This is a genomic window from Streptomyces sp. NPDC059452, assembly GCF_042750035.1.
Taxonomy (GTDB): Bacteria; Actinomycetota; Actinomycetes; order Streptomycetales; family Streptomycetaceae; genus Streptomyces.
The window spans coordinates 26,295-38,450 of the sequence record NZ_JBHYVE010000029.1; the positions used below are offsets into that span (position 1 = coordinate 26,295).

11 protein-coding genes and 1 riboswitch are annotated in these 12,156 nt (G+C 70.5%); of the genes, 9 read left to right on the forward strand and 2 right to left on the reverse strand.

Annotation, left to right across the window (positions count from 1 at the left end; genetic code table 11):
• Positions 1 to 4: 4 nt before the first annotated feature.
• From ACFW9Z_RS29905 to ACFW9Z_RS29925, 5 genes are all read left to right on the forward strand, one after another.
• A complete protein-coding gene (locus tag ACFW9Z_RS29905) occupies positions 5 to 814 on the forward strand; it encodes a c-type cytochrome (protein ID WP_384645708.1) in 810 nt (269 codons plus the stop codon).
• The gene (locus ACFW9Z_RS29910) at positions 811 to 1,863 is read left to right on the forward strand and encodes a Rieske 2Fe-2S domain-containing protein (RefSeq protein ID WP_384645709.1); all 1,053 of its coding nucleotides are present in this window, start codon (positions 811 to 813) and stop codon (positions 1,861 to 1,863) included. The genes ACFW9Z_RS29905 and ACFW9Z_RS29910 overlap by 4 nt, the downstream gene beginning before the upstream one ends.
• A complete protein-coding gene (locus ACFW9Z_RS29915; RefSeq protein WP_384645710.1) occupies positions 1,860 to 3,506 on the forward strand; it encodes a cytochrome bc complex cytochrome b subunit in 1,647 nt (548 codons plus the stop codon). Before ACFW9Z_RS29910 ends, ACFW9Z_RS29915 begins: the two co-directional genes overlap by 4 nt.
• A gap of 123 nt (positions 3,507 to 3,629) precedes the next feature.
• Positions 3,630 to 4,694 carry an anthranilate phosphoribosyltransferase gene (gene trpD / locus ACFW9Z_RS29920; protein WP_384645711.1) on the forward strand — a complete coding sequence of 355 codons (1,065 nt, stop codon included), beginning with the start codon at positions 3,630 to 3,632 and terminating at the stop codon, positions 4,692 to 4,694.
• Between the two features lie 75 nt (positions 4,695 to 4,769).
• Positions 4,770 to 4,887: riboswitch (SAM riboswitch) on the forward strand.
• 208 nt (positions 4,888 to 5,095) lie between these two features.
• Entirely contained in the window at positions 5,096 to 6,478 is a 1,383-nt protein-coding gene (locus ACFW9Z_RS29925; RefSeq protein ID WP_384645712.1) for an aminotransferase class V-fold PLP-dependent enzyme, read from the forward strand.
• Positions 6,479 to 6,535: 57 nt separating this feature from the next.
• Here ACFW9Z_RS29925 and ACFW9Z_RS29930 read toward each other — a convergent pair whose 3' ends face one another.
• Positions 6,536 to 6,817, reverse strand: coding sequence for an Lrp/AsnC family transcriptional regulator (locus tag ACFW9Z_RS29930; protein WP_003969641.1), 282 nt, complete (start codon positions 6,815 to 6,817; stop codon positions 6,536 to 6,538).
• Positions 6,814 to 7,563, reverse strand: a complete 750-nt coding sequence (locus ACFW9Z_RS29935; RefSeq protein WP_384645714.1) for a rhomboid family intramembrane serine protease — start codon at positions 7,561 to 7,563, stop codon at positions 6,814 to 6,816. The genes ACFW9Z_RS29930 and ACFW9Z_RS29935 overlap by 4 nt, the downstream gene beginning before the upstream one ends.
• A 195-nt stretch (positions 7,564 to 7,758) precedes the next feature.
• Here ACFW9Z_RS29935 and ACFW9Z_RS29940 point away from each other — a divergent pair, with 195 nt between their 5' ends.
• From ACFW9Z_RS29940 to ACFW9Z_RS29955, 4 genes are all read left to right on the forward strand, one after another.
• The gene (locus ACFW9Z_RS29940; protein ID WP_015608051.1) at positions 7,759 to 8,001 is read left to right on the forward strand and encodes a hypothetical protein; all 243 of its coding nucleotides are present in this window, start codon (positions 7,759 to 7,761) and stop codon (positions 7,999 to 8,001) included.
• Positions 8,002 to 8,040: 39 nt separating this feature from the next.
• Positions 8,041 to 9,402, forward strand: coding sequence for an NYN domain-containing protein (locus ACFW9Z_RS29945; RefSeq protein ID WP_384645715.1), 1,362 nt, complete (start codon positions 8,041 to 8,043; stop codon positions 9,400 to 9,402).
• A 290-nt stretch (positions 9,403 to 9,692) separates the two neighbouring features.
• Complete coding sequence (locus tag ACFW9Z_RS29950) at positions 9,693 to 10,745, forward strand: NlpC/P60 family protein (RefSeq protein ID WP_384645716.1); 1,053 nt, start codon at positions 9,693 to 9,695, stop codon at positions 10,743 to 10,745.
• A gap of 307 nt (positions 10,746 to 11,052) precedes the next feature.
• Complete coding sequence (locus tag ACFW9Z_RS29955) at positions 11,053 to 12,081, forward strand: NlpC/P60 family protein (RefSeq protein ID WP_384645717.1); 1,029 nt, start codon at positions 11,053 to 11,055, stop codon at positions 12,079 to 12,081.
• Positions 12,082 to 12,156 lie beyond the last annotated feature (75 nt).

A 12,156-nucleotide genomic window follows, 5' to 3' on the forward strand; every position in this document is an offset into this window, starting at 1 on the left:
ATCCGTGAAAAAGCTCTCCGCACGACGACGCCATCCGCTGGCGGCGGTCGTCGTACTACTCCTCGCGCTGGCGGCCACCGGGGGGCTGTACGCCGCGTTTGCGCCTGCGGGCAAGGCGCAGGCCGATGAAACCGCCCAGTCCCTCGCCATCGACGAGGGCAAGAAGCTCTACACCGTAGGCTGCGCCAGCTGCCACGGAACCGGCGGTCAGGGCACCACCGACGGACCGTCCCTCGTGGGCACGGGCTCCGCCGCCGTCGACTTCCAGGTCGGTACGGGCCGTATGCCCGCGCAGCAGCCGGGCGCCCAGGTACCGAAGAAGAAGGTCATCTACACCCAGGCGGAGATCGACCAGCTCGCGGCGTACGTCGCGTCGCTCGGCGCCGGTCCGATCACGCCGACCGAGAAGCAGGTCGACCCGGCCGGCGCGGACATCGCCAACGGTGGCGAACTGTTCCGCAACAACTGCGCCCAGTGCCACAACTTCACCGGCAAGGGCGGCGCGCTGACACACGGCAAGTACGCCCCGGACCTCGAAGGCGTGAGCCCGAAGCACATCTACGAGGCCATGCAGACCGGCCCGCAGAGCATGCCCTCCTTCCCCGACACGACGATGCCGGAGCAGGAGAAGAAGGACATCATCGCGTACATCCAGGCCGTGAACGGTTCGGAGACGGCGAGCCCCGGTGGCCTCTCCCTCGGCGGTCTCGGTCCGGTGAGTGAAGGTCTGTTCGCCTGGATCTTCGGACTCGGCGCACTCGTCGCAACTGCCGTTTGGGTCGCGGCCCACACCGCTAAGGCCAAGAAGTCATGAGTAGCCAACAGATTCCAGAAGACAACCTGCCGGTAGTGCAGGAGACCGCGCACGGCGCGGTGGAGGGTACGGACGACCCGTTCGCCGACCCGGGGCTGCCGGCCCACAAGCCGCGCATCCAGGACCTCGACGAACGCGCCGCGAACCGCTCGGAGCGGGCCGTCGCGTTCATGTTCCTCCTCTCGATGCTGTCGACGGTGGGCTTCATCGCCTCGTACGTCATCTTCCCGGTGGACAAGATCGTCTACATCTGGCCCTTCGGCCATGTGAGTCCGCTCAACTTCTCCCTGGGACTGACGCTCGGCTTCGCGCTCTTCTTCATCGGAGCGGGCGCAGTCCACTGGGCGCGCACCCTGATGTCCGACGTCGAGGTCGCGGCCGAGCGCCACCCGATCGAGGCGACCCCCGAGGTCAAGGCCCAGGTCCTCGCCGACTTCAAGGCCGGTGCCGAGGAGTCCGCGATCGGCCGCCGCAAGCTCATCCGTACGACCCTCTTCGGCGCGCTGGCCCTGGTGCCGCTCTCCGGTGTGGTGCTGCTGCGCGACCTCGGCCCGCTCCCGGAGAAGAAGCTCCGCACCACCATGTGGGCCAAGGGCAAGACCCTGGTCAACATGAACACGGGGCAGCCGCTGCGCCCGGAGCACGTCTCCGTCGGGTCGCTGACCTTCGCCATGCCCGAGGGCCTGGAGGAGGACTCGCACGACTTCCTCCAGCAGATCGCCAAGGCCGCCCTGATGATCGTCCGCATCGAGCCGGACGACATCAAGGACAAGCGCCAGCGCGACTGGGCGCACGACGGCATCGTCGCCTTCTCCAAGATCTGCACCCACGTCGGCTGCCCGATCAGCCTGTACGAGCAGCAGACACACCACGTGCTCTGCCCGTGCCACCAGTCCACCTTCGACCTCTCCGACGGCGCCCGCGTCATCTTCGGTCCGGCCGGCCACGCGCTCCCGCAGCTGCGGATCGGCGTGAACAGCGAGGGCAACCTCGAGGCGCTCGGTGACTTCGACGAGCCCGTCGGTCCTTCCTTCTGGGAGCGCGGATGAGTACTGCGACAACGAATCCGCCCGCCGACCAGGCGGGACCGCGCAAGGCACCCGCGGGTGAGCGGGTCGCCGACTGGGCGGACGGCCGGCTGGGCATCTACGGCCTGGCCAAGGCCAACATGCGCAAGATCTTCCCGGACCACTGGTCCTTCATGCTCGGTGAGGTCGCGCTCTACAGCTTCATCATCATCATCCTCACGGGTGTGTATCTGACGCTGTTCTTCCAGCCGAGCATGAACGAGATCGTGTACCACGGTCCGTACGAGCCCATGCAGGGCATCCGGATGTCGGAGGCCTACGCCTCCACGCTGAAGATCAGCTTCGAGATCCGCGGTGGTCTGCTCGTGCGGCAGATCCACCACTGGGCCGCGCTGATCTTCCTGGCCGGCATGTTCGTGCACATGATGCGCGTCTTCTTCACGGGCGCCTTCCGCAAGCCGCGCGAGGTCAACTGGCTGTTCGGCTTCCTGCTCTTCGTGCTGGGCATGTTCACCGGCTTCACCGGCTACTCCCTCCCGGACGACCTGCTCTCCGGTACGGGTGTCCGCTTCACGCAGGGCGCGATCCTGTCCGTGCCGATCGTCGGTACGTACATCTCCATGTTCCTGTTCGGCGGCGAGTTCCCCGGCCACGACTTCGTGGCCCGGTTCTACTCGATCCACATCCTGCTGCTGCCGGGCATCATGCTCGGCCTGCTGGTGGCCCACCTGATCCTGGTCTTCTACCACAAGCACACGCAGTTCGCGGGTCCCGGCAAGACCAACCAGAACGTCGTCGGCATGCCGTTGCTGCCGGTCTACATGGCGAAGGCCGGAGGCTTCTTCTTCCTGGTCTTCGGCATCATCGCGATCATCTCGGCGATCGCCACGATCAACCCGATCTGGGCGCTCGGTCCGTACCGCCCGGACCAGGTGTCCACCGGCGCCCAGCCCGACTGGTACATGGGCTTCGCCGAGGGTCTGGTCCGTGTCATGCCCGGCTGGGAGATCGTCTTCTGGGGCTACACGCTCAACCTGGGCGTGTTCATCCCGCTGGTCGCCTTCGGCGGTGTGCTCGGTGCCATCGCGGTCTACCCGTTCATCGAGTCCTGGATCACCGGGGACAAGCGCGAGCACCACATCCTGGACCGCCCGCGCAACGCCCCGACCCGTACGGGCCTCGGCGTCGCCTGGATCACGGCGTACTTCATCGGCCTCGTCGGCGGTGGAAACGACCTGTGGGCCACGCACTTCGACCTGTCGATCAACGCCATCACCTGGTTCGTCCGGATCTTCTTCTTCGCCGGACCGGTCATCGCGTTCATCGTCACCAAGCGGATCTGCCTCGGCCTCCAGCGCCGGGACAAGGAGAAGGTGCTGCACGGTCGTGAGACCGGCATCATCAAGCGCCTGCCGCACGGTGAGTTCGTGGAGATCCACGAGCCGCTCTCCCGGGAGCAGCTGCACACGCTCACCGCGCACGACCAGTACAAGCCGGTCGAACTCGGCCCCGAGGTCGACGAGAACGGCGTCAAGCGCAAGATCTCCCCGGTCCAGAAGGTGCGGGCCAAGCTCAGCAAGGGCTACTTCGGCGAGAACAACCAGATCGCCAAGCCCACCGCCGAGGAGTACAAGGAGATCACCGAGGGCCACGGCCACCACTGATCGCCTGAACTGATCGCCACCGCGGGAGCCCCGTCCATTCGATGGACGGGGCTCTTCGCGGTCCCGGCGGCTGGATAGGGTGGAGCCGGACTCTTACCGGCTGTGGACCCCCTGGAGCGGACCATGAACGTTGTGACCCCGAGCGGCGGCGACAGCGTGGCGGACCGTTCCTGGCCCGGCCTGCTGAACCCCCTGCTGCGCGGCGAGAACCTGTCCGTGGCGGACACCGCCTGGGCGATGGACCGCATCATGAGCGGTGAGGCGACCGACGCGCAGATCGCCGGCTTCGCGGTCGCGCTGCGGGCCAAGGGCGAGACCGTCGAGGAGGTCACCGGGCTGGTGCGCGCGATGTACGCGCACGCCAACACCATCCACGTACCGGGCCGTACGGTCGACATCGTCGGTACCGGCGGCGACCTCGCCAAGACGGTCAACATCTCGACCATGTCGGCCATCGTCATCGCCGGGACCGGCGCCAAGGTGGTCAAGCACGGCAACCGGGCCGCCTCCTCGGCGAGCGGCTCCTCCGACGTACTGGAGAAGCTCGGCGTCAACCTGGAGCTGACCCCGCAGCAGGTGGTCGAGGTCGCCGAGGCGGCGGGTATCACCTTCTGTTTCGCCGTGAAGTTCCACCCCGCCCTGCGGTACGCCGCCAAGGCCCGCAGGGAGCTCGGCGCGCAGACCACGTTCAACATCCTGGGCCCCCTCACCAACCCGGCCCAGGTGCGTGCCCAGGCCGTCGGGGTGGCCGACGCCCGGATGGCGCCCATCGTCGCGGGCGTCCTCGCCGAGCGGGGCAACTCGGCGCTGGTCTTCCGCGGGGACGACGGGCTCGACGAGCTGACCACCACCGCCACCTCCCGGGTCTGGGTGGTCCGGGACGGCGCGGTCCGCGAGGAGCCCTTCGACCCGCGTGACGTCGGGCTGCCGATCGTCCCCGTCGAGGCGCTGCGCGGCGCCGACGCCTCGTACAACGCCGATGTCGCCCGTCGCCTGCTGGACGGCGAGACCGGTGCGGTACGCGAGGCGGTGCTGCTCAACTCGGCGGCGGCGCTGGTCGCGCTCGACCCGGGGCCCGGCACGCTCACCGAGCAGATCGCGGCGAAGATCCTCGTCGCGGCCGAGGCCATCGACTCCGGGGCCGCCAAGCGCGCCCTGGAGCGCTGGGTGGCGGCCAGCAACGCCTGAAATCGCGCAAGGGCGCAGTCCGGGATCCGGACTGCGCCCTTGCGCGTGCCCGTACATATGGCAAGATGCTGCGCAGGTCATGAGTGACAGCGACTACGGCCCCGGCCCGCTGTCCGGCAACCCTCCGTCCGTGGCGGGGTGCCCCGGGTGAAGACCAGGCCGTAGGCAGCGAGGTCTGCGGCAAGCGCGGGCCCCTCGGCATCCAGTGGATGCCAGCCCCCGGGGTCCTGGTCCCTAGGGAGCCTCTTGTGAGCAAGCGAATGCGCTAGGGCGTGTCCCAGGGCTTCTGTGTGCCCTGGGCTGATCGCCCTTCTTCCGCGCACCCTCTTTTCCTTTCCTTCTCCGCGCCGCCGCGTATCCGCAGGCGCGTTGATTTCGCCTGCCTGTTACGGGAGTTCGCCATGTCTGTCTCCACCGCTGCCATCGACCCGTCGGTTTGTGCCCCGCTGCCCGTTCTGGGGCAGGATGTCACCGTTCCGCTCGTCACCGGCGGTGAAGTCACCTACGCCGCACTCGACTACGCCGCCAGCGCCCCGGCCCTCCAGCGGGTCTGGGACGATGTCGCCGCGTACGCCCCGTACTACGGCAGCGTCCACCGCGGGGCCGGATACCTCTCGCAGCTCTCCACCGACCTCTTCGAGAACAGCCGCCGTACGGTCGCGGAGTTCCTCGGCTGCCGCGCCGACGACCAGGTCGTCTTCACCCGCTCGACGACCGACTCCCTCAACCTGCTGGCCGCCGCGCTTCCCGCCGACTGCCAGGTGTTCGTGTACGAGACCGAGCACCACGCCTCCCTGCTGCCCTGGCGCGACGCCCGGGTCACCTACCTCAACGCGCCCCGCACCCCGGGCCAGGCGGTGGAGACCCTGGAGCGCGCGCTCGCCGACCGCGACCCGTACGGCCCCGCCCTGGTCTGCGTGACCGGCGCTTCCAATGTGACCGGCGAGCTCTGGCCGGTCGGGGAGCTGGCCGCCGCCGCCCACGCGCACGGCGCCCGGATCGTCCTCGACGCCGCCCAGTTGGCCCCGCACCACCCCGTCGACATCGCCGAACTCGACGTGGACTGGGTCGCGTTCTCCGGCCACAAGCTGTACGCGCCCTTCGGCTCCGGGGTCCTCGCGGGCCGCGCCGACTGGCTCCGGGCGGCCGAGCCGTACCTCGCCGGCGGCGGCGCCTCCCGCAAGGTCGCCCGGCGCGCCGACGGCGGAGTGGACGTGGACTGGCACACCACGGCCGCCCGCCACGAGGCCGGTTCGCCCAACGTGATCGGCGTCTACTCCATCGCCTCCGCCTGCAAGGCCCTCACCGAGGCGGGGTTCGACTCCCTGGTGGCCCGGGAGCAGGAGCTGGTGGCCCGGGTCCGCGCGGGGCTCGCCGAGGTCCCCGAGGTCCAGGTGCTCTCGCTCTTCGGCGACGACGCGCCCCGGGTCGGGGTCATCTCCTTCGTGGTGCGCGGCTGGAACAGCTCGCACTTCGCCGCCGCCCTCTCCGCCGAGTACGGCATCGGCGTCCGCGACGGCCTCTTCTGCGCCCACCCGCTGGTGCGCACCCTCCTGGGCAGTGACCCGCAGGACCCGGGCGAGTGCGGCGCCCCCGAGGCCGAGCCGGGCGAGAGGTCCCTCAACGCCATCCGGGTCAGCTTCGGGGCCGGTACGCCGGACGAGCACATCGAGCGGTTCCTGCGCGCGGTCACCGAGCTGGTCCGCGAGGGCGCCCAGTGGAAGTACCGCACCGAGGACGGCCGCTGCGTCCCGGACCGGGGCGAGGGAGCCCGTACGGTCTGACAACACCTCGGCCGGGGACGGGTGCGCTGCCCGTTCCCGGCCGACGTACGTACAGTTCTACGCGTCCAGGCCGATCGCGAACGCCGCTTCCAGGTCGTGCTGGGAGTACGTACGGAACGCCACATGCGTGTCGGTGCCCTCGACGCCCGGGATCTTGCTGATCCGGCCGGGGATGACATCGGCGAGGTCGTCGTGGCGGGCGACCCGGACCATGGCGATCAGGTCGTAGGTGCCGGTGACGGAGAAGACCTCGCTGACACTGTCCAGCGCGGCGATGGCCTCGGCGATCTCCGGAATCCGGTCCACGCTGGTCTTGATGAGCACGATCGCGGTGATCACGGCTGGCTGTCTCCCTCGGTGGCCGTGGCTGGAGCCTTCACTCTAGCCCCACCCCGATAACGCCCCCAGGCGTAGAGGAACCCCGCCGCGAACCCCGCCACATGCGCCAGATACGCCACCCCCGGCCCGGCGTCCGCCGCCTGGGCGGCCGCCCACTGGAGCCCGAACCAGAAGACCAGCACGATCCAGGCGGGGAAACGCAGCGGCAGAAAGAAGAGGAACGGGAACAGGCTGGTCACCCGGGCCCTGGGGAAGAGGTAAAGGAAGGCGCCGAGCACCGCCGAGATCGCGCCCGAGGCGCCGACCAGCGTCTGGCCCGAGTCCGCGTGCACCGCCGCGTAGCAGACCAGGGCCAGGTAGCCGCACCCCACGTAGAAGAGGGCGAAGTGGACCCGGCCCATGCGCTCCTCGGCCATCGCCCCGAACACGTAGAGGAAGAGCAGGTTGCCCAGCAGGTGCAGCCAGCTGCCGTGCACGAACAGCGCGGTGAACGGGGTCAGCAGAGCGCGCGCCGAGCCCTCCCACAGCTCGGCCGGGATCACGCCCCACCGCTCGAAGTACCCGGCCTGCGCGGCGAGCAGCGCGTCCTGGCTCCCGTAGGCGGCGCCGAATCCGGCCAGCGGGCTGATCAGGAAGACCGCGCAGCACAGGGCGATCAGCCCGTACGTCACCGGCGCCCCGCCCTCCGTCCGCTCCCGGGCCCTTCCGGCCACGGCCCGCCAGTGGAACTGTCGCCCGTCGATCATGTACAGAGCATGACGTACCGGTGGAGAACGGGACGGAGCGCCTCGCCGTCCCGATGCCTATACGCGAGGCCGTAGGGTTACGCCAGGACTTCCGCAGTTCGACGGCGCACCGCGAGATCCTTGACGTAGGACAGGAAGAGACGCGGCGGCACGCCCGGCGCGCGCTTGCCGGAGACGACGAAAGAGGACGCAACGATGACGACGGTTCCCCTGCCGACCGACGGGACCCGCTGGCGCTGCACCCTGTGCGGCAATCTCACGCGCTTCGACGTGACGCGGTCCTCCAAGGTCGTGGAGTACGTGCACCTCGACCTGGCCGGGGAGTCCAGTGTCGAGGAGCGGGAGGTGGTCAGTGAGACCATCGAGTCGGTCCGCTGTCGTTGGTGCAACGCGGTGGATCAGATCGAACTGGTGGACAGGCCGGGTGCCGCCTCCTGAGGGAGCGCACCGACAGACATATCTATGGGGTGACGGACGGTGGATCAGCCGACCAGCGGCGCCGAACCGGCCGATGCGGCCGACGGCGGTGCAGAGGCGCTCGACCGTCCGCTGCCCGAAGGCGTACGGCGGCGGGTCATCGCCCTGGTCTCGGACGCCTTCGGCGGCCTGACCGTCGCCGAACTGCCCGCCCAGTTGCGGCAGTATGCCCGGTTCACCCCGACCCGGCGGGCCAAGTTCGCCGGGAACGCGATGGCCGCCGCCCTGGAGAGCGACCCGCTCTTCCGGCAGCGCATCGGTGAGCGGCTGAGCCAGGCCCAGCCGGAGCTGGCCGGTGCGCTGGAGGCGGGCTCGCCGCCCGCCGCCGCCGACCCCGTCGATGTGGCCGCCGCCGCCTATGTGCTGCGCCCGGTCGGCTGGGTCAAGCTGGTCGAGGCGGCCGGCGAGGAGGTCCAGCGGGCCGACGCGGAGCGGGTGGACGAGGAGACCCGGCGCGAACTGGCCCAGCTCCGCGAGGAGCTGGAGCGGGCGCGCGCCCACACCCGTACCGAGACCGAGCGGCTGCGCACCGAGCTGGACGCGGCCCGCAAGGAGTCCGAGTCGCTCCACCGCAAGCTCCGCAGTGCGCTGAGCGAGGTCAAGCGCGGGGAGGCGGCCCTGCGCCGCGGCGCCGCCGAGGCCGAGGCCCAGCGGGCCGAGGCGGCCGCCCAGCTCTCCGCCGCCGAGAGCGAGTCGCGTCGGCTCAAGCACCGGCTCGGCGAGGCGGAGGCGGCCCTGGAGGCGGGCCGCAGGGCCTCCCGCGAGGGGCGCTCGATGGAGGACATGCGGCTGCGGCTGCTGCTCGACACGGTCCTGGACGCGGCCTCGGGGCTCCGGCGCGAGCTGGCCCTGCCCCCGGTGACGGCCCGCCCGGCCGACAGCGTGGACGCGGTGGAGCCGGGCCGGATGTCGCCCAAGGACATTGCCGCCAGGGCGCTTTCCGAGACGGACCCGGCGCTGCTCGACCAGTTGCTGGCACTGCCGCAGGCCCATCTCATCGTGGACGGCTACAACGTCACCAAGACCGGCTACCCCCAGATGCCGCTGGAGAAGCAGCGGTTGCGGCTGCTGGGCGGCCTCTCGGTGCTCGCCGCCCAGACCGGGGCCGAGATGACCTGTGTCTTCGACGGCGCCGAACTGGCCGCCCCGGTCCTGCTCGCCCCGCCGCGCGGGGTGCGGGTGCTGTTCAGCAAGGCGGGGGTCACGGCGGACGAGCTGATCCGTCAACTGGCCCGCGCGGAACCGCCGGGGCGGCCCGTGGTGGTCGTCTCCACCGACCGCGAGGTGGCGGACGGGGTGGCCAAGGCCGGGGCGAGGCCGGTCGCGTCCGTCTTGCTCCTGAAGCGCCTTTCGCGCGTCTAGTTTCAGATGTGCGACATGTGTGACATGCCGCTTTTTTGGGAACGTACCGTCAAGTCGTCACTACACGTGGTGCGGTGAGAGTAAAGAAGTGCCTGATGTGACAAGAAAAATCCTGTGAGGATTTGAACTGATCACAAGAGGGTCACTAGGGTCGGGCCTCGAACCTTCGCACGGTTGATCACCCATTGGGGGTGGCGGCGAAGGAACCGCCGAGTCCGTGAGTCCACGGAGCCGGGGATTCTTTCCCCACAGCCCGGTAGGCGGCTCTGAGGAAGAAGGAGCTCGCCTTCGTGGCGTCCCACCGTCGTCCCAAGCAGCCGAGCCGCACCCGCGTGACCGTGCTCACCGCGACCGCCGCCGCAGCCGTGGCCCTGTCGTCCCAGACCGCCCAGGCCGACCCCAAGCCGACCAAGAACGAGGTCAAGGCGAAGGTCGACAAGCTCTACCACGAGGCCGAGGCGGCCACCGAGAAGTACAACGGAGCCAAGGAGCAGCAGGACAAGCTCAAGAAGCAGGTCGACGCGCTCCAGGACAAGGTCGCGCGCGGCCAGGACGAGCTCAACGACCTGCGCGGCGAGCTGGGTTCCATCGCCACCGCGCAGTACCGCTCCGGCGGCATCGACCCCTCGGTCGCCCTCTTCCTCGCCTCGGACCCGGACAGCTTCCTCGACCAGGCCTCCGCGCTCGACCAGCTCACGGTCAAGCAGACGGAGTCGCTGCAGAAGATCCAGGCCAAGCAGCGCACCCTCGCCCAGCAGCGCAAGGAAGCCCAGGACAAGCTCGGCGACCTCGCCGACGTCCGCAAGGCGCTCGGCGAGAACAAGAAGAAGTACCAGGGCAAGCTGGCCGACGCGCAGCGGCTGCTCAACAGCCTGACCGCCGCCGAGCGGGCGAAGATCCAGGAGGAAGAGGCGGCGAAGGAGCGCGCCAGCCGCGCCACCAGCGAGCGGGTCCAGCTCGGCAACCAGACCCCCGGCGGCAACGAGGCCCCCGCCTCCGGCCGTGGCGCCGCCGCCCTCAGCGCCGCCGCCACCCAGCTCGGCAAGCCGTACGTCTCCGGCGGCTCCGGCCCCAACTCCTACGACTGCTCCGGGCTGACCCAGTGGGCCTTCGCCCAGGCCGGTGTCTCCATCAGCCGCACCACGTACACCCAGCAGAACGACGGCACCCGGATCGGCCGCAGCCAGCTCAGGCCGGGCGACATGGTCTTCTTCAACGGCCTGTCGCACGTCGGCTTCTACGCGGGCAACAACCAGGTCCTGCACGCCCCCAAGCCGGGCACCGTCGTCCGCTACGAGTCGATGGACTACATGGGCACCTTCCAGTTCGGCGTCCGCGTCTGACGCCACGGCGCCTTCAGTTCGCCGCTGCGGTGCCCTCAAGTGACGCCATGGCACCCGCGCCCGACGCCCGAACGAGGGAATCGCCGCGCCCCACGCTGACGCCCTGCCCCGCCGGAGACCGAGGTCACCGGCGGGGCAGCGCTGTTCGACGCCCCTTTCGCCACCGGCGAGGTCTTTGGCCCGCGCGTAGTCGTCCGATTACTGTCTGGCTGCTGTGCGGCTCCCGCTCATCGGTCCGCCCGTCCCGGGCGGCAGGGGCCGCGCGTTACTGCGTCAACTGCGTCAGCGGAAGGAAGTGCGGCTTCCTGTGGTGTCCCATCGCCGTCCCACCCAGTCCGGCCTCCATCGGGGCGTCCGCGCCACGGTCGTCTCGGCGGCCGCCGCCACCGCGGCCGCGACCCTGACCGGGGCCCCGGCGAGCGCCGACCCCAAGGACACCCGCGAAAGCGCCAAGGCCGCCGTCGACCGGCTCTACGGCGAGGCGGAGCGGGCCACCGAGCGGTACAACGAGGCCGGGGAGCGGGTGGCACGGCTGCGCGCCGAGGCGGACCGGGCCCAGGACGCGGCGGCCCGGGGCCAGGAGTCCATCAACCGGATGCGCAACTCGCTGGGCGCGATGGCGGGCGCCCAGTACCGCACCGGCTCCATCGACCCGGCCCTCGCCCTGCTGCTCTCCTCCGACCCGGACACCTATCTGGAGCGGGCCGCCGCCCTCGACCGGGCCGGGGCCCGCCAGGCGCTGACCCTGGACAAGCTCCGGCACGCCCAGCGCGGCGTGGCCCAGACCCGGGCCGAGGCCAACCGCGCCCTCACCGAGCTGGAGCGCAACCGGGCCGCCGTCACCCGCCACAAACGCGCCGTCGAGGCCAAGCTCCGCCAGGCCCGGCAGCTGCTCGACTCGCTGCCCGCCGAGGACCGCGCCGCCTTCGACCGGGCCTCCCGCTCCGGCCGTGACGCCGCCCCCGACCTCTCCGGCGTCGCCCCCGGCTCGGGCCGGGCGATGTCCGCCGTCTCCGCCGTTCACCAGGCGCTCGGCAAGCCGTACGTGTGGGGCGCCAACGGCCCCTCCGGCTTCGACTGTTCCGGCCTCATGCAGTGGGCCTACGCCCAGGCCGGGGTGAGCCTGCCCCGCACCTCGCAGGCCCAGCGGTACGCGGGCCGCATGGTGCCCCTCTCCCAGGCCCAGCCCGGCGACCTGGTCGCCTACCGGGCCGACGCCAGCCACATCGGCATGTACGTGGGCAACGGCCAGGTCATCCACGCCCCCTACCCGGGCGCCGCGATCCGCTACGACCCGGTCGGCATGATGCCGGTCTCCTCGGTGACCCGGATCTGACGCTTCCCGGCCACCGGGCCGGGCCGCCGCCCGTGACTGACCGTACGATCGGCAGGGTGGCCGGACGAGGACGAG

Excerpts from the sequence above, each read along its gene's own strand:
- ACFW9Z_RS29925 (WP_384645712.1), top strand. The coding sequence starts at position 5,096 with ATGTCTGTCTCCACCGCTGCCATCGACCCGTCGGTTTGTGCCCCGCTG.
- ACFW9Z_RS29915 (WP_384645710.1), top strand. The coding sequence starts at position 1,860 with ATGAGTACTGCGACAACGAATCCGCCCGCCGACCAGGCGGGACCGCGC.
- trpD (WP_384645711.1), top strand. The coding sequence starts at position 3,630 with ATGAACGTTGTGACCCCGAGCGGCGGCGACAGCGTGGCGGACCGTTCC.
- ACFW9Z_RS29940 (WP_015608051.1), top strand. The coding sequence starts at position 7,759 with ATGACGACGGTTCCCCTGCCGACCGACGGGACCCGCTGGCGCTGCACC.
- ACFW9Z_RS29935 (WP_384645714.1), bottom strand. The coding sequence starts at position 7,563 with ATGATCGACGGGCGACAGTTCCACTGGCGGGCCGTGGCCGGAAGGGCC.
- ACFW9Z_RS29910 (WP_384645709.1), top strand. The coding sequence starts at position 811 with ATGAGTAGCCAACAGATTCCAGAAGACAACCTGCCGGTAGTGCAGGAG.